The following is a 21,706-nucleotide window of genomic DNA, read 5'->3' as shown; positions in this document are numbered from 1 at the left end:
GGACAAAAATGAGACAAATTGACAGAGATTCAGATGAATGGCACAAGGTATGGCAATCTTTGGATGCTGCACTTAATGAAACACTTCTGCCTGGACAGTGTGGCCAAAAAATTAAATGCTCGCTTAACGACTTCATGCTTATGGGTGTTAATTTACAAGAAAGAGTTGGTTTCAAGGATATTCATACTCGATGTTATTTGTTTTTACTTCCCGACGGTTCTATAGAGACTCCTTCTGGCGGTATGTGGTATGCCGGTGAGTTTTCGGGCGATACGATCACAGAAAATCCGGTCAATTAAATCTAAGGTAAGCTTATGAATATCCCTGTTCCTGCGTTCATCCTCGCTATTAAATGCATCTTTTTCGATGGCGGGCATATTTTTGGTCGATGGTGGTGGGAGGAGGGCCGCAAAGTGTGACACGTGAAGAGTTTGCCTGGGTTAAAGCTTAGTTAATCCAGTTTTGAGATTAAATAATTCAAAGAGCGCAATATCCATTTCACGCTCCCCTTTTTCCCAATATTGCCAAGTCCGCAAATCTTTATAAATTAAAACAGCGGCCTTGGTCTGTGTTAACCCCGCATCCTTTCTAGCTTTTTTAATTTCGTCGGGTGTGGGGTTATTCATTTTTACTGCCCACAATCATCGGCATCAACCATTTATAAACAAATTTCTGTTTTTCAGTTTTCTGACCCGTCCAAAATCCATGCCAATGGCCTTTGCGTAAATGCACTTTTACACCACGTTTTGTATCAGCAGAAATATCGGCATTGGCCTGTCTCAGCTGCTCACCAATTTTTGCACCAACCGTCCAAACACGCGGTTTTTCAGCGGGAAACAGCCGCCAGCCTTTTTTAGTTTTCACTGGCTGCGGTCTGCTTGGCGACGACCCCAGCACCCGTTCGTCATCAATATCAGGCTCATCAGAGCATAGATACAGCAGCATAGAAATAAGCGGGTTAATGCTCATAGCAAGTTGCTGTACCTCGTCCATATCAGGCAATCTAAAATCCAATTTAGCAATTTTCAACTGCTTTCGAGCTTCAGCAGTCGCCCGGTCAATAGCCTCGGTAACGGTCCATTGTCCGATATGCACGGGTATAGGTATCAAACCCTCCTCAGTATCTAGCAGCAAACGTAATTCGTTGCGCTGGGTATTAGTATCAAATTCTAAATGCGCCCAAAAACCATATAGCTCATTTCCAAACCATTGCTTGCCTGCTGTTTCAATATAAACACACCACTCTGGCAACCGAAAAAGAACTTCAGACGGTATATCACCCGCAATGATACTATCTGCAACAGCCTCTTGTAGATCCGCATCTAATTGATAAATGCCCTGGCTATAACGCCAAGTTCCAATCGCTGACAATTTACCAACGTCAGGTATTAAATACAGCGGTAAACGGCGGTCAGGCGATAACTGATCAAAATTATCCTGACTGACAATCGCGTACCATGCAGCCATGGGCAAAAAACACCATGCAGGCCAGTCGAGTATGTCAGTGCCACGGTCACGCCGAAACATATCGACCATCTTACTGGTAGATGGGTATAGCCGCATTGCTGCAGCTAGGTGTTTAGATGGACGTAAATTTGTCATTGGCAAAATGATCTAGGCGCGCTACCAGTTAATCCATACTGGATTTTTTCAGGAAAAATAGGTAGCTCAGAAATGTCAGAAACTACTATCAATTCTGATAGTTGTTTCTTTGCAAAATTTAATCCAGTATTCCATTGACGTACTATATGCCACTCACCGTTAAACTTAACGGCAAAAATAGTTCTTCCTATAAACATTGATTTTGATATTCCACGGTTTTTAATATTGACCGTGTTATCATACAATGTCGCATATAATCCTAATGTGCCTGCAATTTTTTGTTCTTCTATTTTTTCTCCAAATAATGGTACCGTGCTGCTTTCAAAAACACCTTTTAAGTATTCAAATTGAGCAAGCATTTCTTTTTTTCTTGGTACTATGCTTGCTATTTCACTGCCCGCCCATAATGCGGAGCCGCTTCTTGCGCTTGCGGAGGCTACCTCTGCCGCCCGCCAAGCGTCCTTATGGGCTACTCCGTAAGCAGCATCCGCGCCAGAGTAAAAATATGCTAAATCGGCATTGCAATAAGCCGCAATTAACTCTTCCTCTGATGCCATTCCGTGCGCATAGCGTTCAGCTACGTTAATAGCAGAAATGCCTCTCATGTCATTAATAAGGTGTTCGTATCTTCTAGCACACCAGACAGCGAATAACCTCCACTCCTTGCTATATTCCGGTGCAGCTCTCATACAAAATATAGTTGCTTCTGGGTCTGCGACTTTTAGGATGCTGGAAAACGGGATTGGTTTATCGTGCTCCCAACTTTGGCCAAAAGCCTCAAATACTCTCTGCCACGCATCGCGGTGGTGAAATTCTAGATTTATTGTTGTTAACTTATTTATTGTCGTGTGCATTTCATTTATCCTCGGTTTAGTCGTCGTTGTTGGCTGTGGTTAATTAGATTTTAATTTCTTCGTGTTCGCCAGTATCTAACAGACCATCAACTGAGCCAAATCCTGGGGTATAAGTTACTGCGTACTCGTCACCATCATAAATGCTTGCTTCTGATTCTATGGCTGTTTGGTCATCTCCAGATATTGTAGCTACGATTACTTTTGTGTTGGTGTTGTATATATATGCTTGCATTTTCATCACCTATCTATTCGTGATTTAACCGGAAACCGCCAGCTCGGTGTGCTGTTTTCAGAACATGTGCCTATAATACGAACATTGTTCGTATTCGTCAAGCTTTATTGATAAAAAATCACTTGCTGCTTTTAATCTTCCCTAGTTGCGTTTCGTCCGTGTTGGCCGTCACCGACATCTCTAACGGACAAACAGTCGAGACGGGCATTTTAAGCCATCCTTGGCTAAAAAATGACTATGTCAAGAATCACTCTTCTGGATTAAGCAGAAAACTAAATCCTATATTGTCATTCGGCCACCAAGTAAGCATTCTTTCTGCAATAGCCTTTGCTTCATTATTTTTTTCAACACCGTAATAAGCTAGAATGAGATTTACAGCAAGTCGATGAAATGGTCGGTTTGACAAATAATCATATGGAATAAATCCGTTAAAGCTTTTTGGTATTAATTCGATTACGGCGTTAAACACTGGTTCTGCCATTGCGATACACTCTTTATGTTTTTTAAGAGAAACCAGTGCACCTGCCCAATGGGCGTAACCATCAACAAATGCGGGTTCGGCTGCTGTAAGTTTTTTACATTTATTTATTATTTGATTTAGGTTATTGGTTGGAATTTGTGTCATATCACCAATGCCAGCCCCCTCAATTTCTTCCATAAATTCGTCTAGCTCATCCGTGACATCATTAACGGATTTTCTTTTTTCAAGTGCAAAGCGAGTGCCGGATTCAACCGTAAAGATTTTAGTCCGTCCTTGGCCTAAAATCGGTCTACACCGGCACGGCTTAATGTCTTCGACGCCCTGGCCGTCCACGTCGCTCGAAGGTAGGACTTCTTGCTCTCTTATGACTCTACGCGCTATCGGGAGGCCTTGCAGGTTTTCCATGAAAACCCGCCCGGCACCTGTGCGCTTCCAGGGACTATTTGGACGACACTCGCTATCGCGTAGTTTCCTGTCCAAACAGCGACCGAATTTACCAGCAAATATCTTGACAGAGTCTTTCTGATTACCTTCCTGGTCATAAATTGGCCAATCGGTTTTGGATTTTTCAACAATGAACGCCAGAGAACCTAGTCCGTTAAATGAATTGCTTTTGACTGATTTTTCCAGACAGTGGGTTACGTGATGGTAATTTTCGTAACCAAACTCTATTGCAGCAAGATCAAGTGCTTTACCTAATTGAATGCCAAGTTCTGACTTAATTTGTTTTGCCTTTGCTTTAATCTTACGAATTGCAGTGGTTGTTGTGTGAATTTGTTTCATGATAGGTTTCCTTTTTTTGCGGTTTCTCGGTGCCGACTACCGGGAGCCGCTAACAAAAGGCTTACCCAGAATAAAGTTTGAACAGTCATACACCCGAAGATGATTTACCGTGTCGGCGGCAGGTACTGACTATACCTGAAGTAAATATTAATGAATGTTATTTGTAAATGCAAGCACAGAACGGGGATTCGCGGATAGTGGCTGCCAAATAGTCAATAGACGCACATGGGTACCAGGCAGGTCTTTATGAAAAAGCTACCAGTGCCACCTTCGATGCCCTGACCATCATTTCTATTGTTATTGCCCCAATAACACCAGAATAAATACTGATAGTTTCTTCGTTCTGAGAAAGAATCGTTCCTTTCCATTATTTATACTCACAAGGAATATTTATGAGGTCCTGACTGCTTGTGACATGTCATCGATTAATTTATTTTCGGCTGCGATAAACAATTTACTCATACATCCTTCAGGATTAGTATCTTGATTTGTAGGATCGAGAGTCCCGCTAATTTGTACAGTAATGAGTATTCTTTTTCCTGAGTGGTCTATTGGATTTGCATTAGCATACCATTTAGTTTTTCGTGGGTTTTCGATGTCTACAACGACTCGATTAATATTTCCTACTAAGAATTCTTCATAATCATCGGTTGCCATGGGTTCTTCGATTTTGATTAATCGAAGATACTCTGGTAAACATCTGTTTTCGCCTTTTTTAACTTTTGTGCCGCTAGGAATGAGTGACATTAAATTGGTTTTAATCAGCACCTCTAAAACCCGGACTCCCTGACGCCATTGAATATAGCCATTTCTTGCGTTATTTAGTGCGGTAATTGCATTGATTTCGGCCTCTGTTTGTTTATTTCTGCAAACTTTTGTCACGGGTACTCCTTGTTAAAATTAGACTATGCAACTATCGATTTCTATTTTCCGGTGTCGTCGTTTAGAGAATCCCAATACAGTGATTTTCGTATCCAAAAATCCATTGTAATAACGGAAAAAACCGCTAAAACCACCCCCATCAATACTGGCCCGCATTCATTTGTTCCACATAGTTTTTTTGCGCGGAATACGATCCATGTATTATCAGCACCATGGCAACACAAAATATTAAATATCCAATCCAAAATACCGGTTTATCTATAATGTGATAAAAAGGTTGTCTTGCCATATCGTTATGCGCTATCGCATTGAGAATTAAAAATCCGAGTGCTGTTTGGAAATATCTAGCAATCAGTGACGTTGAAAATAGAGACTTCATTTATTCTCATTGCGAATTAAAAACAAAAATAGCGAATGTTTAACTACTTATGATTACCGATCACGCCGTATTGCTGCAGAGCGGCGACACCAGTAGCCACTGCTTTAAGTAATTCCGCAAGCGTAGATTCGTCTCCCTGTGAATTATTCATCCATGCAAACCCCGCATCATCAAGTTTAGATCGCATTACGATCAAGAAACCAGCTAAGGATTGATCTTTATCGGCTAACATCCCCCATTTAGCGTCTTGTCGCTGCCTTTCTTTTATCAATAAATCGAACACCGATTCAATAGTTAGCTTAGTCCCAGTGTTTACGGTTAATAATTTATCTTTATCGATTTCTTCACTCATACAAACTCCTATTTCACACTAAGAATCGTTTTTAAACCAATGCTCGCACACCCACTCAACCGATTGCTGATCAATATTATGGCCAGGTAAAAAACTGAGTGATTTACCAGACTGTGCAGTACCATTTGTACCAAGGTCGCCAAAACCTTGAATTTTCATGTTTTCGTTTGCTACGTCAAATCCGTCTGAGAAATTGATCAAAATTTCCATTCTTGCTCTTGATGTGTCGCTTATTCGTTTTGGAAAATAAAGATCGAACCTGCCTATGCCTCCTGTCCGACTAGCTCTTCCGCGCAACTGATGCAATTGGTTTACTCCTAGCCTTTCAGCTTGTACCACCATTACATGGCGTAACCGAGGTAAGTCGATCCCTGTCTCTACCGCCGTAGTGGCGATAAGGATATCGGCCTCGTTGTTTCGCATTGCGGCAATTGCGTTAATTTTCTCTTGATTACTCAATTTTCCATGCATATAACGCACTCTACCTGGAAAGTTTATTTCCCAAAGCTTATAAGCGCCTTCAGCTGACTTACGATCCACTTCCGCATCCTCATTAGATTCAGCTAAAGGATAAATAATCAGTGCTTGGTGACCGGCTATAATATTTCGGCGGAGTGAATCAAATAGTTTCTCTCTATTTTCAAGGAAGACCATTCTTGTCTTAATTGTTTTTTGAACATGTGCTTTGGTAATCCGCGATACGGATAGGCCACCGTATTCAAGTAAGGCGGCCGTTCTTGGTATGCAGGTTGCTGTAGAGTAAAGTACGTTGGTTCCCGGCGTTATAAAGTAATCCATTTGATCTTTGCCAAATTTTTGTGACTCGTCAATTATTAGTAAATTTACGTTCATATCGGCCTTAATACGATGCAACAAAGCTGTTGTTCCAATTAAGAATCTAGAATCAGTAATCCCTTTTGCGTCTCCCATTACTAGACCAGGGTTAATATCTGGCCACCATTCCATGATTTTTTGTTGCGTTTGTACCGCAAGAGGTTGGTTTGGACATAGCCAAAGGGTTGTTCCACCTGAACGTATGACACCTGCACCTGCTGTAGCCGCAACGTATGTTTTTCCAAAACCAACATCGGCGCTTAATAAGCGAAGCATAGGTTTTTTGCTTCTCAGGTCGTCACATATTTCATTAATGACGACTCTTTGTTCGTCCGTGGGTATCAATGCGGGAGCTGTTTCTGAAAGTAACTGATCAATATTTCTAGGATTAATATCAATGATTGATTGATCATCTAAGGGGCGGGATGCTTCTTCGCGGGCACGTTTTAATACGTCGTAAGTTGCAATTAATCTGAGTATTTTGCAACAATGTACTCCAGATTTAGGGGAAGTAGGGTTATGAGCTTGAGAAATCAAATATTCTATAGTTGGATTCTTAGCCAAAAAGGGGGAAACAGACAGTAAATCAGATTCTTCCTTGCTACCCAAATCCAATCGTTCTTTGATCCAAGCCGCTGCAAGCACAATATTGTTAGGCACTAAATATTTCATCTGCTCACGTACGGTATTCGAAGAAATATACTTTGCTTTGCCTGGGTAGTTTGGAATAACTTTTCCTACTAGATTAATATCAATAAACTCAGGTGAATGCAGTTGTAATTTTTCTTGGTATAGTCCTACGGTGCCAGTCAAACAGACAAACTGATTAGTTTTTTTACCAAGTTCTTTACTAAAATCGACAGTGTCATTCTGCGGAATAAAAAAAGTTGAAGTCAACTCAGTGGCTCTTGCATCCGTTATAATTAAGGTAACTCGATTTGGAATACAGTCACGTTTATGAAAAAAACTCTTGAGAACACCAACAAACACAATCCTTTGATCAACAACAACCTCTCTTAAATGATAAGTAATCTCACTTACCCTTAAATCCAAGTAGGACTTTGGAAGTAACAAAGGAGCAAGGTAGATATCAGTGACTCCCAATCCTTTTAACCTTCCAAGCTTTTGCTCTTCAATTTGTGAGTTGTTGGCCTGATGGTTCATTTAATCTCTCTCAACTATTGCACAAATATTCTCTTCGGATTTAAAAATACATTTTCTAAATATTTCGATGCATGCACTCACTTTCGAAAATCAACTAGTTATCAGCGTGTGCCTGATTTAGGCTTTAAATATTTTTGGCAGTCTATGTTCAAAATCGCTCTACACTGGCACGTTAAATCTCTTCGACACCCTGACCGTCCACGTCGCGCGAAGGTTTGACTTCTCGCTCTAGTGACTAGCCGATCCTACTTACGCTAGGCACCTGCGCTCTTCCAGAGTCCATTTGGCCATCGCTCGCTGCTGAGTAGATTCCCGGAAAAACAGTGAATGATTTACCGGCTTCGCTCATTACTAAGCCACCGCATGTGTTGCAATGATTTGATCCAGGAATAGATTCGTGACTTTTGTTGCATTTAAGGCATTTCCAATTGAATAATGGATTTGTAACAGTAGAAGAATTCATTTAATATTTTATATAGAATTGTCTTGCACCTATTAACGCACAAAATTCAAAAATACATCCCTGTGAAAGGTGGCGAAAAACACCACTCTTTTGATCTGATATTTTTAAACATCTATTTACGAGTAGTGGCATTCCTATTGTGGAAAAGCAATTAGCTGTTTCCTGGGGTTGTCGATTGGCCAATTTAATGACAAAATATATGCTATATAAAGATGAGTAGAAGGGGGTCCTGGGTGAGAAGACCTGCCAAGTCTCCTCACCCAGGACCCCTTCATTGGCAAGCATGAATCCTGCTTCACGAAATATATTGTCAATATTCAATAGGTTACTCGAAAACTTATTTGTAAATTTGAAATCGATATTTCGGCTGTAAGCCACTAATACCAAGGGCTACAGGGGTGTGGTGAAAGAAACCGTTCTTTTGGTTCAATAACCCCAATTATTGACAAAATATGGTGATTTTTACGTCAAATAATCCAAAATCACCTGATCTTGCTTACTATTACCCATTTACGGTGCAATCCTTACGGTCACCCAAAACGCCGTTATCCCACTTTCTGATTGAGTTTGGCGCTAGATAAGGTGCCGGAAATTCTCGGTTAAAACGGCTCGATTTGCAACTGCATGAAGCGGTGAACGTCGCAATCAAATTGCGCTTGCCAACCTGAAAGAGGGGTTCCCTTCACGAAATATGTTGTCAAAAACAAAGTCTTCAACAACTACCCCAAAATGCTGCCCGGTATTGGCAATGGAATCATGGCCGAGTGGAACGGGGAATGGGAGTCGGAAGTTCGGGTCGCTCATTACTATGAAGCCTCTACCGCCTAGTGTCGCCAATCGAATTACGTACCCATGCAGTCCAGAGCGGATAAAGGCCTCGCGCAACTTAGTTGCACAGGGGCGACATTGATTGTGCCAAAATCTCATGGCAATGGGCTTAGCGACGTTTACTAATTGTGGTCGTGCTGGCATTTCTTGAACTCCCAACGGTAGCGGTAGTAGGTTATTATTGCTCATTCCTTCGAATATGCTGTGCACCGCATATTCGAAGAAAAGCGAGTGCCGGATTCAACCGTAAAGATTTTAGTCCGTCCTTGGCCTAAAATCGGTCTACACCGGCACGGCTTAATGTCTTCGACGCCCTGGCCGTCCACGTCGCTCGAAGGTAGGACTTCTTGCTCTCTTATGACTCTACGCGCTATCGGGAGGCCTTGCAGGTTTTCCATGAAAACCCGCCCGGCACCTGTGCGCTTCCAGGGACTATTTGGACGACACTCGCTATCGCGTAGTTTCCTGTCCAAACAGCGGAAAAACTGCGAAAACCAGCTGTTGTTACTCTCCGAGAAGGTGGCTATAATTTAACAACTATTGAAATTTTCATTAATCGCTGTTTGGCCAGAAATCTATGCGATATCTAGACTTGGTCAAATGGCGTTTATTAACTTTTTTACTTGCATTCTTTCGTTTTCTATCTGCAGCGTAATCGTTACGATATCACCAAGCACACAACCCATACTTTTAAGTATAGGTATCAGATGAAATATTCTTACAGACTTGACTGAAAAAAACACTTCAGTTTCATATCCATCTATCCTAAATTTTTTGCTGTCTTTGATAAAATTTTGAACACTTTTAGGCATAACAAATCTTTCTAGTTCGATAGATGATTTTGTCATTTTTAATTCGAAAACAAATGTTTTTTGTTCTGGAGCCTTCGGCGTAGCAATTTTCTTATTAAGAACCCAACCAGGTGGTACTTGTAATGCCTTTTCCCACGCAATTACTTTCGATCTTTGAATTCCTTGTGGAATACCCCGCCCCTCCCAGTTCTTTACTGTTGCCGGATTGACTCCAATAATCTCTGCAAGATCTTTGTAATAAATACCGAGATCGATTCTGCGATTTTTAGCGCGTTCCCCAAGTTCAATTAATAGAGCCTCTTTCATTTCTTTAGCTGGTCTAGGAGGCAGTACATTTTTTCGCTTTATCATTTCTTTATCATTTTTCGAAAATACTACTGTTTTGTTCAAATGAAAGATTAATTACTAGGAAACTTATTTTCATGGTCCTGTCGAAATTGATTATTTATGAATGATTTCATTCATATGTTTTTTTGCAAATCGAGCACTGATTTTCAGCTAAAAATTTAAAAATCCTAAACAGAAACGTTTTGAGTGCAAATCTATTTTTAACATTAAAAATAGAAAACGTCAAACAACACAATGAATTTTAACTTGATTTAAAATACATTTTTCTAAATTTAACTTATCATACCGATTATAGCTTAGTACTTAACTTATTGAAATACTGCTATTTTATTTTGTTAACCAGGTAGAAACTAAGTGCAACTATGGATAGTTTTTGAGTGCAACTTCCGAGTGAGATAAGTTTTTGATGTTATTTTTCAACACAACTGGAGCCAATTGATGATTTTCACTCATTTTTTTACGATTTCAAGCCATGTTGAAAAGGATGTTAGCTAACTAATATCGTAGATAGAAAGCAGATGCAACATAACCGCTCTAGAAATGTAAAAATCAAAAATGCCAGCGACAAATAGGCAGAAACCAGGTGCAACTTAAGAAAAAATCATGATAATTTTCCTATTTTTTAATGCTTAAAGAAGGCATCCTTAGGTAGAAGTCAGGTGCAACATGTGGTGTTTCTGGGTGTATCTTAGGTAGTTTATGGATGCAACTTATTTTATTGCCCTTAAAAAGTCTAAAAATCTCTATCTAGTAGGTAGTTTTTGAGTGCATCTTAACCCTTGATGGGGTAGAAATTGGGTGTTGGTGGTACCGAAATGGGTAGAAAGTGAGTGCAGATACCTAAATTTTAGGTAGAAACTACATGCAACTTAATCGCATGAGTAGAAACTGGGTGCAATAATAGGTAGAAATTGTGTGCATCTTTTTTTTCAACCTTTTGATTTTAAATTCGATAATCGCTAAAAAAATCCCCTTCCTTAATATCCTTTCTTTATATCCTTATCTATCTTGTTTTCAGATCTCAGAATTAATCAAGTCACCACGAAAAACCTCTTTCTTTAGGTGGAGTATGAAAGTGGCCAGGCAATAGCCAAAAAGCACTGTGTATTTTTCCGAACCTGTGATTTAATTTGGTCAGCAGCAGTAACCAGCTCAAAGCAGGCTATCTGCATAAGAGTAAGCTCCTTTCCTTGTGAGAATATCAAATGCTTCTAGTTAGTCTTGGTGTTGTAATTGCAATCTTCTTTCTTATTGCTCTTTTCTATTTTTTAATTGACTTAATTGCTTCCAGTGAAAAATTTCCAAACATATCAACTCTTTCTATAAAAAAAACACAAAAATATCATCCATTTAGATAGAGATGAATTCTGCTCCATAACAATGACCCAAACAAGAATGTCAGGTGCTGTTTGTTCACTATTTTTGCTATCCCATTGCTTTCTAGCTAAACATCTATTGTGTACATGTTTGATAAGTTGCACTACTTTGCTAAAATAATAGGATTTCGCCAAACTGTTGATCTTTTCCAACAGCGATTTAAATTCCCCTTATTTTGGAGATAAAAGTGAATAAATCAGAATTAACAGCAGCCATCGCCAGTCATGCTAATCTCAACAAAGCCGAAGCTTTACGTGCTTTGGATGCCATTAGCACCGCTATTCAAAACGCTTTGAAAAACGACGAGTCAGTTGTTCTGGTTGGTTTCGGCACTTTCGAAGTTAAAACGCGTGAAGCGCGTAAAGGCCGTAACCCGCAAACCGGAGCTGAAATTACCATTCCTGCAGGGAACGTACCTGCCTTTAAACCTGGAAAGGGTTTAAAATATGCAGTTAACGTGGTACCTACTTAAAAACACATTTAATTTTGCTTATGAAAGTAAAAAAAGTTCGCCGTATAATCAGACAGCAACTGATCGGCTCTGGCAGTAATTTTTCGAGTATTACAGATAATCTTTCGTCGCTCCAAGAATTCACCGAAGAGGCCATAATCGCCGGTCGGCAAACAGATGCTGATGCAATATTGATTTGTGTTACTGATGAGAATTCGGTGCTTATAGCGTTAGTGGCAGGACGTAGCGTTTTGTTTGGCGAGGGAATTAGAGAATATCTATCCGATTACCATGATGGTGTCGAAGAACACACGTCCCATTGTATCAATTGGTTGATTGACAACGCTGTTGACGATCTTAAACAGGAAAATTACTGTTTTGTCGTACTTCGTGACCCGGATGCTGATAAATGGCGCGGTTTTCGTGGTGATAAACCAATGACACTGGAGGAGATCAAGGCGACCGGCGCTAAAACTTTGCATTGATGGCACATGCCACATACCTAGCTGTTGCAGCTTGCAATCAAAAACCCACAAACCTGCAATCAGCGCAATTTTCGACCGGAATTAAATGCAACTGTCGGCGCTCAAACCGACATTATTTGCAACTGAAATGATGTCATTATCCATCGGCAGCACGGCCAAACCCTGACATCGAGCTAATGGTAAGTGAAAGCCCTGGAGAAGTTGTTCAACATAAAGCTATTGGGCGAGGGCGCTATCCTTGCAAAGAAAACCGCCAATTATCATTCCTCCGAAAACATTCATGCCTGCCACTGGAACGGATAACAGCAAAATTCCAGCATTATATATAGGAAGAACATCAGGAACGGGAAAGCCTGATAGGTATAGCTTAACTGGTGCCCAGATCAGACCAGCGCCCATTGTGAATTGAAATAGTCTCTTATGGTATTCGGTATTGCCTGAAGAAAAAGCATAAAAAATACCTCCATAGCGTTTTTTATAAAAATATCCAACTTTGGTCCTGAACTAGATCAACGTTCCCAAAACCACCTCTTCCAATTTGTTTTATTACTATCATATTCCCTCTAATTGACTTGCCGTTTAATTTTCACACTCTGAAATATCGATCCGTGCATAACCCACAAATTTATCCGAATCACTTGGAAAGCGAAAGATGACTTTGTGAGCCAGCTATGTACAGTAATGAACTAATAGCTGACATTAGAATTTATAACCCAATGCTAACTTTGGGTCGTAACAAGACGATCAAGCCCCCATCCAACCAAGCTATAAATATCCGAAAGTCAAATTCAAACCATTTGATCAAGTTCAATAATAAAGCCTATCATTCATGATTCCAACCTCATTTTTCAACAAGCAGTCAATGAGTCGTGAGTATACATTACCCGTCATTCAATTAGATGGAATTTGGAAATGCCGCCAGGTGCTTTTGCAAAATCCGCTTGTGGCCCCGTTTGATTTGTGCCTGGTATTTTCCATGGAGTATTAAGCCAACGTTCACTCTTTTTTAACCTCCATTTTTTTATAACATAAAATCTCCATAGCGTCATTGTAAGAAAATAACTAATAAATGCTGAAGTTATGCCCATAATTAGACTGCCCAATACAAACGGCTGCCATATCGATTCAATTTCTGAGATTAGCCAGGTTAGCGTAAAATCAATATTGCTTACCGAGTTATCTAGATTTAGAAACAGAGCTCCTATCATGTAAGCCGAATAGCACATAGGAGCAATCGTAACTGGGTTGGCAACCCAAACGGCCAAAATGGAAATTGGCAGGTTTGATCCTAACCACATAGCAATTCCGGCTGAGATTAGCATTTGTGCCGGTGTAGGTATCCACGCGCAAAAAACGCCAATTGCAATTGCCAAAGATACTGACTTCCTATTGAGAAACCAAAGATTGGGCTGATTAAGTTTTGGTCCCAAAATCCTAAGAATTTTATGCGATTTTATGTACTCTTGATTCGGTATAATTTTTCTAATTGCACGCTTTGCCATTGATAATTATTTATTCGATTGGTGTTGGTTAAATATATCTCGCAGGGTTTTGTGCGTCTACGTTAAAAGCATCAGTTTTAGCATAGCCTTTTGTTTTAAGGATTTGGAAAAAAGTAATACATTACTGGTTTGACGTTTTCAAGTTATTATGTTTTAATATATCCAACTGCAACAGATAGCGGACTTAAAATGGCTAAGAAAACAACAGGTATATTTGATACTAGGGAAAAGTTAGAAGCAAAGATTATTAGTCTTAGCAAAAACACTCATTACAAGATTAAAAGCATTGCCGCCATGTGCGCTATTTCAAGCACTACTGCGCAAAAGATTGTCAATGTTAATCATGAGAAAAGCAGAGCAAAACATCTTAATACTCAAGCCAATTAACCAGGTAAAGAGGTTGATATGACACTAATTACATTGTTTGCCAAAAAAGAGCCAACCACTGATTCAGTATCTATTAAACACGGTCTTAAACACAAAATGGACACAGTGTTTTATCGTAATGCAGCTTGTACCAATGTTGTTGCCAGATGGTCTTGGGATGTATCGGGCTGCCCTCGCCGTGGACAAAAACTAGTTACCTTAAACTGCATTAAGTGGAGTTTGTCATGGAAGTCTTAAACACAAAGCATTTGGCAGCCAAAGCAAGAATTGAGACTTTATTTCTTGATGACATCCCTGTCTCAGTAGCAACTTCGTTCGGCAAAGATTCAAGTGTTTTGCTTGATCTTACTTTATCCGCAGCCATTGCCGCAAAAGAAAAAGGTCACACCCCTTTTATACTTGTAACCAACGGTGATACCGGTGTTGAAAATCCTGAAATAGCCGAATATGTTAAGACAGAATCAAAAAAAGTAGTTGAATATGCCAAGGAAAACGATATAGATTTGCAGTTTCATATTGCCAAGCCCCATCTAAATGATACGTGGGCCGTAAGAATTATCGGTGGACGTGCCCTCCCTTCATTTCCACAAACTAATCATGATTGCGCCGTGGATTGGAAGATTAATCCCATGAGGCGTTTACGCAAGACCTTACTAAAGAAATCCAAAGTTTCCTCTGGAAAAGAAGTTGTAACCCTTGTAGGCACACGATTCAGTGAATCTGCCGCTCGAAACAAAAATATGCTTGAGAGAAACGAAACTCAAGATCACCCAACACGTAATCAGCAAGGTGACTTGGTTTGGCCTGTAATTGCCAATTTCGATGCAGATGATGTTTGGGAGTATATTGGGTTAACACGGTCTAAATTAATTAAATCTTACTCTGATTTTGACGAACTATGCCGAATTTACGCTGACTCGGGCGGTACGTCATGTGCAGTCATTTCCGATTCGATTACAGAAGGAATGAAAGCTGCAAGGAGTTCTTGTGGAGCAAGAACCGGTTGCCACACATGTTTGGCCGTTAGAAATGATAAGTCATTAACCAATATGATTATTATGGATCAAGAGCGCTATGGATATCTTGAGCCACTTAACAAATTGCGTACTTTTTTACTGAATACCCAATGGGATTTTTCTCGTCGTCAATGGGTAGGCAGAACTGTTGATGATCAAGGTCGAATAGCCATTCAACCTGATGTGTATTCTCCAAAAATGTGCCTTGAATTATTGCGATACGCGTTATCAATTGACGCAACTGAGCAAGAGTACGCATATCGCCATGGAAAGCCCCCACGCTTCGAATTGGTGCCACTTGAAGCAGTTGTTGCCATTGATGCCATATGGTCGCTACAATCAATGCATAAGCCATTTCAGGCCATAATGGAGTATATCGAAATCGTAGACAAGGGAAAAAGGTACAAGGTGCCAGACATCCCAGAGTTTCCTCGTCAACCTATCCCAAAAACACGATACATAAAAACGGGCGATTATGCTAAAGATTCGTACTATACATTCTTAGGTTTGCGCGATCCGTTACTTGAGGCCGTTGGTGAGCTGGGTTGCAGAACAACCAGGCAATTAAAGAACGGTAAAACGGTGTTTGATGTTGAGACTGAGCCAACTTTTACTGTAAATACAGAAAGTGTTTTAATGGCCATCGACTACGAGCTTGATACGATGATGCAAATGCATCTCTCATCTAATGGTAAGCGAGCTTTAACTGCTGGATATCGCTGGTGGGCTAGATTGGGTGTTATCTCACTATCTCCGCAACAAGTTAGTATTCATGATGAGATTTTGAAACGATCTTCGATGAAAGAAACACTGGGAATTTCCGGGCCAGATGTTGATATGAATTTTCTGTTTTCCTTAACAGAACAAGAAGAGGCTCCAGTAGTTGTGCAGCCACAAGAAAAGTCAATCATTATTAAAATTAAGGTCCAATTTTCAAGAGAAAATCAAATTGACCTTTTTTCGTTTTTAGAATCAGCAGCCTAACCATTAAGGAAAGAATAGTGCCCGATAACGACTCATATTTGACCATCATTCAGAATTTAGACACTTTTTGTTCTATGGCGCCACGTTCTATGATCATCCAACCCCTAGCCGAAGCCATTAGTAGTGGAATGCTTACCATTAACATATCTTCTGATTAACGATGCTGGCTATTTGTCTTATGCTAACCGAACGTCAGCTTCGATGCAGATTTGTTTTTAAATAAATAACTTGAGATTATGTATGCAACCAATTCAAGTACCCGATACAATCGAAAAATACCAAGCTTTAATCATAGAGTGGCAAGCTGCTCAATTTTTCTCTTCACAGGCCGACAATCAACACGACCTTGATCTGGCAAATAATCGCATTATCGAGTGCGAAAATGCGATGACAGAAGCAGAATCGCTCTTTAATTTTGATGATGGCGGTAATCCAGTTGGACTTAAGCTTGTAACTGCCAATGATAATTTAGTATGACAACATTAAAGCACCTTGCAGACAACTAGGCACATCTACAGGTAATCACCCAGCAAGTAACTGGCGAAATCAACCTTATGGCGAATGTAAAACTCTGCGGAAGTTGATATGGTGCCTGTATTGGTGTTTACTAACCATCACGATGACTGTAGGAGAATAATAAATTCCTATAGTGGAAATCTAATTTATAAAGCGAAAATAGGCTAAAAGCCTTATTCTATAGACATTAAGACGAACCCTGTATAGGACTTTATTATTCACCTACATCCTTAAAACCAACAGTCAGGTATTAACGACTCAATTTGAGACAGACTTATTAAGTCTATAAATCGTATTTTATCTTTTGTGTTTACTTGGGCTACGTTTATTTCAAAACAGTCATCAATAAGAGTGCTGCTATGATTTTTCTTGATAACCCTGTTTATGAATTTTCCAATTGAAGTTGCATTTAGAAGATTGTTGTAAGTTAATTGATTTACGTCATAATAACTATAAAGTTTTTTTGATTTAAAAAGCACGTAGAGAGAGTTTGAATTGCTATCGTGACCGACTGCTTCAATATTTGACGATTCTACTTTTTCAAGTTTTGGAATACTCATAATATAACCTATTTATAATATAATGATTATTATATCATAATATTGTTACAAATAAACTAATTATATAATATTATTATAAATTCCATTATGGATTAATACAATTAATATATAGTGAGTTAAAATATCACATAGATTTTAAATTCATAACGTGTTTTGTTTTATTTACTATCTCAAGATTTATTATATTTCTTTTATTTGCAGCTTTTTGAACTTTTATAAAATCGATGTGAGGTTCTAATGTAAATAAAATATCTGTAATAAGTCTACTCGAATTAACAGTATCTTCTCGTGTGTAACCCATGATTACGTTCATTGTTTTAAGTTCTTCAAGGCATCTTACTACCTTACGAATTTTTTCATAATTACCTCCGACGTAAATCATCTTTGAATCCCTTTCAATAGTGGATAGTTTTATCTTATAAGGATTTCCAATTGATGCTTGTGTGTAATTTTGAGATAAGCGTAATTGTAGCCATCTGGATAAATCGGTTTTTAGCCTCATAAACTTATCGTAATCATGTTGACGGTAAGTTAAGAGATTAATGCTTTGCATGACCAATGGGTGAAATGTAGCTACCCATCGTGCTTTAATGTCTGTTCGATACGATTCTTTTGATATTGCAGATAGGCTTGGTAGATAGGTAGAGCTTGTAAGAGCATTCCCGTTGGCCATTGAAATTTCAATATTAGATTTAGACAAAATTTTCAGAGATTTTATGATTTCTGAATGTGATCTTGTTTTTTTCCTTAATTTAAGCTCTTGCTTTATTTGATAAATTGTAAAATAGACACCAAGTAATTGATTTTTAGTGTCGATAAATCCTGATCCATTGTTTTCTGATGCTATCTTTCTGAGAACCATTTCTACCAACTGTTCATTGCTGGAGGGATAATAGGCTCTCTCAATCCCATCATCATCTTCAACGAGTGCTGGTGAGATTTTGATTACGTAATTTTGGTTTTTGTGAATATGATCAAACTCAATGCTAGGTAAGAAATTATTTGTACGAAGTCTGTTCATCTCTGATACTGGAATACTGTATTGTGAGATGGAATCCCATACGTCAATCGTATTAGATAGCTTTTCGCGCTCATCTTCATTGTTGCATAGAAGATTGCAAAATAAATCCATCTGGTTTGGTTGCTCTGTGGGAGTATTCTCCCCGATCAGCCTTAGATGGTTTTTAATTTTCTTCATAATATCTTTTCCTACAGGATTAATTTATTGATGAAATTAGATTGACTTTAACCTAAACAATACCAACTTTGCAGGAAAAATCCATTAATTTTTATGGTTGGCTGTTAGTATTTTTGTTGTAATTTTGGTAGCTTAAAAGGTGATTATTTTCAATAAAAACATTGATTCAATACCTTGCGAAAATGACTCAGCCAACATCCTACCTAAAAATATTTTTTGAGTCCGCCAGCATCCTACTTATGTTTTTTGGTATTCATCTTCTTATTGTTACTTTTTCAATCTATTTTTTTCACATGTTATTGTTTGATGTGTATGATCACTACCTTGGTTATCGCCAGAAACCTACTCATATTCTTGCTCATCGGCTTGCCTCACGGCTTTGGATGTCGCCAAAAACCTACTCATATTCTTACTAATCGGGCTGACTCACTGCCTTTGATGCCGCCAAAAACCTAACTAAGGTGGCTTAGTTAAGTTATTGTTTATAATAATACTTAAATCATTCCGCCAGAAACCTACTTATATTCTTACTCATCGGGCTGACTCACTGCCTTTGATACCGCCAAAAACCTAACTAAGGTGGCTTAGTTAAGTTATTGTTTATAATAATACTTAAATCATTCCGCCAGAAACCTACTCATATTCTTACTAATCGGGCTGACTCACTGCCTTTGATGCCGCCAAAAACCTAACTAAGGTGGTTACGTTAAGTTATTGTTTATAGTAATACTTAAAGCATTCCGCCAGAAACCTATATGTATGTTATTGGTCCATGGGTGGATTTATTGTCTTTGATGCCGCCAAAAACCTACATAAGGTAGTCGTCTTAAGCTATTGTTTTTAAATAAAACCTTAAGCATTCCGCCAGAAACCTACTTATATTCTTGGTCATCGGGCTGGCTCATGGCTTTGGATGCCGCCAAAAACCTACATAAGGTAGTCGTCTTAAGCTATTGTTTTTAAAAAAACTTACGTATTCCGCCAGAAACCTACTCGTATTCTTGCTCATCGGGCTGACTCACCGCCTTTTGATGCCGCCAAAAACCTAACTAAGGTGGTTATGTTAAGTCATTGTTTTTAAATAAAACCTTAAGTATTCCACCAGAAACCTACTTATATTCTTGGTCATCGGGCTGGCTCATGGCTTTGAATGCCGCCAAAAACCTACATAAGGTAGTCGTCTTAAGCTATTGTTTTTAAAAAACTTACGTATTCCGCCAGAAACCTACTTATATTCTTGGTCATCGGGCTGGCTTATGGCTTTGAATGCCGCCAAAAACCTACATAAGATAGTCGTCTTAAGCTATTGTTTTTAAAAAAATACTTACGTATTCCGCCAGAAACCTACTCGTATTCTTGCTCATCGGGCTGACTCACCGCCTATGATGCCGCCAAAAACCTAACTAAGGTGGTTATGTTAAGTCATTGTTTTTAAATAAAAACCTTAAGTATTCCACCAGAAACCTACTTATATTCTTGGTCATCGGGCTGGCTTATGGCTTTGGATGCCGCCAGAAACCTACTCGTATTCTTGCTCATCGGGCTGACTCACCGCCTATGATGCCGCCAAAAACCTAACTAAGGTGGTTATGTTAAGTCATTGTTTTTAAATAAAAAACCTTAAGTATTCCACCAGAAACCTACTTATATTCTTGGTCATCGGGCTGGCTTATGGCTTTGGATGCCGCCAGAAACCTACTCGTATTCTTGCTCATCGGGCTGACTCACCGCCTATGATGCCGCCAAAAACCTAACTAAGGTGGTTATGTTAAGTCATTGTTTATAGTAATAATTTAAGCATTCAGCCAGAAACCTACATGTATTTTATTGGTCCATGGGTGGATTTATTGTCTTTGATGCCGCCAAAAACCTACATAAGGCAGTTGTCTTAAGCTATTGTATTTAAATAAAACCTTAATCATTCCGCCAGAAACCTACTCATATTATTGGTTATTTGGAAAGCGAGTGCCGGATTTTGACCGTAAATATTTTTTAAGCCGTCCATGGCTGAAAATCGGTCTTCACCGGAGCAGTATAATGTTTTCGAACCCTTGGCCGTCCACGTGGCTTGAATGTGGGCTTCTCGCTCTAATATGACTCTAGGCGCTGTAGAGAGGCCTGAAGGTTTCCTATTAAACTTGCCCGGCACCTTTGCGTTTCCTGTGACTATTTGGTCAACACTTGCTGCTGCGTAGCTTTTTGGCCAAACAGCGCTTGCTCATTCCTTTGAATTTCGCTAACACTTATTAACTTGATGAATTATATGGCGGTCATCACAATAAGCTGTGATTCAACCTGATATGGTGTAGAGGTAAAGTTAATTTCGATATCTGATAATCAGTATAAGAGATTAAAAAGAATTAAAACGATTATAGAAGAAAGATTAAAGAAGAAAGGAGCTTTAAATATTACTATAAACAATAACTTGCCATCCCAATACAGCCATTATCCTCCATGTTTTGCAGCCAGTAACCTATTTTTTACATTTTATCCAGCCATTATCCTATCTATTATTTCTGTGATGCCGCCAAAAACCTAACTATATTATCCTGTGGAATAAACTAAAAGCAGGTGATGCCGCCAAAAACCTACCTATTTTTATTGTTAATTAGCTGTAAAAACTATTGTGTTTTATCTATATCGCCAGAAACCTATCTATATTACCCTCTAAAACCTTTCTATATTGCCGCCATGAAGCTACTCACTGGTAGGTATGGCCAGCCGTCAAAGCATCGATCGCCATAAGCTTTTTAATTGCCCGGCTTGCATCACAGACACGTTCACAATACTAACGTTTTGGATAATTTTGCTGTACCGACTTCTTACGGACTATACTGAAATTATAGCCTTGTTGGCGAAATTCAATTACAGATATTATGTTGCCCGCGTGAAAGAGTGGAACGAAAAACTCAATTTACCGACTACACCCGTTGAAGAGTGGGATCGGCAATGCTTAGAGCAAAAACAAGAATGGTTTGATAACTTCCCAAGTGATACAAGGTATGAGGTGTGCTGTCTGGACGGCGATGCATGGGATAGACCAACATGGCGCGGAGTATTTGCGAAATTAAGTGACGCTGTCAGCTTTGCGAAATCAGGCCACGACTTTGTGTTTTTTGCCAAATTTATCGCTAGAACGCACTGAAAATTCTTCGTAATCCGGAGCTGAGAAAGTATGCTGGGTTAATGCTTTCCGTGGCCAATCTGAGATTTTTT

Annotated in this window: 21 protein-coding genes; 8 read left to right on the top strand and 13 right to left on the bottom strand. The window is 39.3% G+C overall.

Going from position 1 to position 21,706, the window contains the following annotated elements:
• The first annotated feature begins 8 nt into the window (after nt 1-8).
• Nucleotides 9-299, top strand: coding sequence for a hypothetical protein (locus tag ABH008_RS23555; RefSeq protein WP_347990094.1), 291 nt, complete (start codon nt 9-11; stop codon nt 297-299).
• A gap of 141 nt (nt 300-440) precedes the next feature.
• Here ABH008_RS23555 and ABH008_RS23550 read toward each other — a convergent pair whose 3' ends face one another.
• The 10 genes from ABH008_RS23550 to ABH008_RS23505 all read right to left on the bottom strand — a co-directional run bounded on the left by ABH008_RS23550 (nt 441) and on the right by ABH008_RS23505 (nt 10,056).
• Nucleotides 441-626, bottom strand: coding sequence for a hypothetical protein (locus ABH008_RS23550; RefSeq protein ID WP_347990093.1), 186 nt, complete (start codon nt 624-626; stop codon nt 441-443).
• Nucleotides 619-1,602 carry a hypothetical protein gene (locus ABH008_RS23545; protein WP_347990092.1) on the bottom strand — a complete coding sequence of 328 codons (984 nt, stop codon included), beginning with the start codon at nt 1,600-1,602 and terminating at the stop codon, nt 619-621. Before ABH008_RS23545 ends, ABH008_RS23550 begins: the two co-directional genes overlap by 8 nt.
• Nucleotides 1,599-2,456 (bottom strand): hypothetical protein, encoded by an 858-nt coding sequence (locus tag ABH008_RS23540; RefSeq protein ID WP_347990091.1) that lies wholly within the window; start codon nt 2,454-2,456, stop codon nt 1,599-1,601. Before ABH008_RS23540 ends, ABH008_RS23545 begins: the two co-directional genes overlap by 4 nt.
• Nucleotides 2,457-2,499: 43 nt before the next feature.
• Nucleotides 2,500-2,688, bottom strand: a complete 189-nt coding sequence (locus ABH008_RS23535) for a hypothetical protein (protein ID WP_347990090.1) — start codon at nt 2,686-2,688, stop codon at nt 2,500-2,502.
• A 247-nt stretch (nt 2,689-2,935) separates the two neighbouring features.
• Nucleotides 2,936-3,952 carry a hypothetical protein gene (locus tag ABH008_RS23530; RefSeq protein ID WP_347990089.1) on the bottom strand — a complete coding sequence of 339 codons (1,017 nt, stop codon included), beginning with the start codon at nt 3,950-3,952 and terminating at the stop codon, nt 2,936-2,938.
• Between the two features lie 390 nt (nt 3,953-4,342).
• On the bottom strand, nt 4,343-4,834 hold the full coding sequence (locus tag ABH008_RS23525; RefSeq protein ID WP_347990088.1) for a hypothetical protein: 492 nt from the start codon (nt 4,832-4,834) through the stop codon (nt 4,343-4,345).
• Nucleotides 4,835-4,973: 139 nt separating this feature from the next.
• Nucleotides 4,974-5,213 carry a hypothetical protein gene (locus tag ABH008_RS23520; protein ID WP_347990087.1) on the bottom strand — a complete coding sequence of 80 codons (240 nt, stop codon included), beginning with the start codon at nt 5,211-5,213 and terminating at the stop codon, nt 4,974-4,976.
• Nucleotides 5,214-5,256: 43 nt separating this feature from the next.
• The gene (locus ABH008_RS23515) at nt 5,257-5,565 is read right to left on the bottom strand and encodes a hypothetical protein (RefSeq protein WP_347990086.1); all 309 of its coding nucleotides are present in this window, start codon (nt 5,563-5,565) and stop codon (nt 5,257-5,259) included.
• A gap of 18 nt (nt 5,566-5,583) precedes the next feature.
• A complete protein-coding gene (locus ABH008_RS23510; RefSeq protein WP_347990085.1) occupies nt 5,584-7,563 on the bottom strand; it encodes a helicase-related protein in 1,980 nt (659 codons plus the stop codon).
• A gap of 1,887 nt (nt 7,564-9,450) precedes the next feature.
• Nucleotides 9,451-10,056, bottom strand: coding sequence for a helix-turn-helix transcriptional regulator (locus ABH008_RS23505; RefSeq protein WP_347990084.1), 606 nt, complete (start codon nt 10,054-10,056; stop codon nt 9,451-9,453).
• A gap of 1,522 nt (nt 10,057-11,578) precedes the next feature.
• On the opposite strand from ABH008_RS23505, the gene ABH008_RS23500 reads away from it, so the two are divergent.
• Nucleotides 11,579-11,863, top strand: a complete 285-nt coding sequence (locus ABH008_RS23500; RefSeq protein WP_347990083.1) for an HU family DNA-binding protein — start codon at nt 11,579-11,581, stop codon at nt 11,861-11,863.
• A 20-nt stretch (nt 11,864-11,883) separates the two neighbouring features.
• A complete protein-coding gene (locus ABH008_RS23495) occupies nt 11,884-12,327 on the top strand; it encodes a hypothetical protein (protein WP_347990082.1) in 444 nt (147 codons plus the stop codon).
• A gap of 887 nt (nt 12,328-13,214) precedes the next feature.
• On the opposite strand, the gene ABH008_RS23490 is transcribed toward ABH008_RS23495, so the two are convergent.
• Entirely contained in the window at nt 13,215-13,829 is a 615-nt protein-coding gene (locus ABH008_RS23490) for a DUF2062 domain-containing protein (protein ID WP_347990081.1), read from the bottom strand.
• A 189-nt stretch (nt 13,830-14,018) separates the two neighbouring features.
• Between ABH008_RS23490 and ABH008_RS23485 the strand changes: the two genes are divergently transcribed.
• The 4 genes from ABH008_RS23485 (at nt 14,019) to ABH008_RS23470 (ending at nt 16,693) form a co-directional block, all read left to right on the top strand.
• Nucleotides 14,019-14,216 (top strand): hypothetical protein, encoded by a 198-nt coding sequence (locus ABH008_RS23485; protein WP_347990080.1) that lies wholly within the window; start codon nt 14,019-14,021, stop codon nt 14,214-14,216.
• An 18-nt stretch (nt 14,217-14,234) separates the two neighbouring features.
• A complete protein-coding gene (locus tag ABH008_RS23480) occupies nt 14,235-14,453 on the top strand; it encodes a hypothetical protein (protein ID WP_347990079.1) in 219 nt (72 codons plus the stop codon).
• Nucleotides 14,441-16,216, top strand: a complete 1,776-nt coding sequence (locus ABH008_RS23475; RefSeq protein WP_347990078.1) for a phosphoadenosine phosphosulfate reductase family protein — start codon at nt 14,441-14,443, stop codon at nt 16,214-16,216. The genes ABH008_RS23480 and ABH008_RS23475 overlap by 13 nt, the downstream gene beginning before the upstream one ends.
• A 240-nt stretch (nt 16,217-16,456) precedes the next feature.
• Entirely contained in the window at nt 16,457-16,693 is a 237-nt protein-coding gene (locus tag ABH008_RS23470; RefSeq protein ID WP_347990077.1) for a hypothetical protein, read from the top strand.
• Between the two features lie 269 nt (nt 16,694-16,962).
• Here ABH008_RS23470 and ABH008_RS23465 read toward each other — a convergent pair whose 3' ends face one another.
• Both ABH008_RS23465 and ABH008_RS23460 read right to left on the bottom strand, forming a co-directional pair.
• On the bottom strand, nt 16,963-17,292 hold the full coding sequence (locus ABH008_RS23465) for a KTSC domain-containing protein (RefSeq protein WP_347990076.1): 330 nt from the start codon (nt 17,290-17,292) through the stop codon (nt 16,963-16,965).
• 124 nt (nt 17,293-17,416) lie between these two features.
• Nucleotides 17,417-18,490 carry a hypothetical protein gene (locus ABH008_RS23460; protein WP_347990075.1) on the bottom strand — a complete coding sequence of 358 codons (1,074 nt, stop codon included), beginning with the start codon at nt 18,488-18,490 and terminating at the stop codon, nt 17,417-17,419.
• Nucleotides 18,491-21,203: 2,713 nt separating this feature from the next.
• On the opposite strand from ABH008_RS23460, the gene ABH008_RS23455 reads away from it, so the two are divergent.
• Entirely contained in the window at nt 21,204-21,635 is a 432-nt protein-coding gene (locus ABH008_RS23455; RefSeq protein WP_347990074.1) for a hypothetical protein, read from the top strand.
• The last annotated feature ends 71 nt before the right edge of the window (nt 21,636-21,706 follow it).

Origin of the sequence: Methylomonas sp. AM2-LC (assembly GCF_039904985.1) — a bacterium.
GTDB lineage: Bacteria > Pseudomonadota > Gammaproteobacteria > Methylococcales > Methylomonadaceae > Methylomonas.
This window is presented reverse-complemented; position numbering and strand designations above follow the sequence as displayed.

Coding starts and splice junctions, on each gene's coding strand:
- ABH008_RS23475 (WP_347990078.1), top strand. CDS start 14,441: ATGGAAGTCTTAAACACAAAGCATTTGGCAGCCAAAGCAAGAATTGAG.
- ABH008_RS23470 (WP_347990077.1), top strand. CDS start 16,457: ATGCAACCAATTCAAGTACCCGATACAATCGAAAAATACCAAGCTTTA.
- ABH008_RS23460 (WP_347990075.1), bottom strand. CDS start 18,490: ATGAAGAAAATTAAAAACCATCTAAGGCTGATCGGGGAGAATACTCCC.
- ABH008_RS23455 (WP_347990074.1), top strand. CDS start 21,204: ATGGCCAGCCGTCAAAGCATCGATCGCCATAAGCTTTTTAATTGCCCG.
- ABH008_RS23510 (WP_347990085.1), bottom strand. CDS start 7,563: ATGAACCATCAGGCCAACAACTCACAAATTGAAGAGCAAAAGCTTGGA.
- ABH008_RS23535 (WP_347990090.1), bottom strand. CDS start 2,688: ATGCAAGCATATATATACAACACCAACACAAAAGTAATCGTAGCTACA.
- ABH008_RS23545 (WP_347990092.1), bottom strand. CDS start 1,602: ATGACAAATTTACGTCCATCTAAACACCTAGCTGCAGCAATGCGGCTA.
- ABH008_RS23495 (WP_347990082.1), top strand. CDS start 11,884: ATGAAAGTAAAAAAAGTTCGCCGTATAATCAGACAGCAACTGATCGGC.
- ABH008_RS23550 (WP_347990093.1), bottom strand. CDS start 626: ATGAATAACCCCACACCCGACGAAATTAAAAAAGCTAGAAAGGATGCG.
- ABH008_RS23540 (WP_347990091.1), bottom strand. CDS start 2,456: ATGCACACGACAATAAATAAGTTAACAACAATAAATCTAGAATTTCAC.
- ABH008_RS23515 (WP_347990086.1), bottom strand. CDS start 5,565: ATGAGTGAAGAAATCGATAAAGATAAATTATTAACCGTAAACACTGGG.
- ABH008_RS23465 (WP_347990076.1), bottom strand. CDS start 17,292: ATGAGTATTCCAAAACTTGAAAAAGTAGAATCGTCAAATATTGAAGCA.
- ABH008_RS23555 (WP_347990094.1), top strand. CDS start 9: ATGAGACAAATTGACAGAGATTCAGATGAATGGCACAAGGTATGGCAA.
- ABH008_RS23480 (WP_347990079.1), top strand. CDS start 14,235: ATGACACTAATTACATTGTTTGCCAAAAAAGAGCCAACCACTGATTCA.
- ABH008_RS23520 (WP_347990087.1), bottom strand. CDS start 5,213: ATGAAGTCTCTATTTTCAACGTCACTGATTGCTAGATATTTCCAAACA.
- ABH008_RS23485 (WP_347990080.1), top strand. CDS start 14,019: ATGGCTAAGAAAACAACAGGTATATTTGATACTAGGGAAAAGTTAGAA.
- ABH008_RS23530 (WP_347990089.1), bottom strand. CDS start 3,952: ATGAAACAAATTCACACAACAACCACTGCAATTCGTAAGATTAAAGCA.
- ABH008_RS23490 (WP_347990081.1), bottom strand. CDS start 13,829: ATGGCAAAGCGTGCAATTAGAAAAATTATACCGAATCAAGAGTACATA.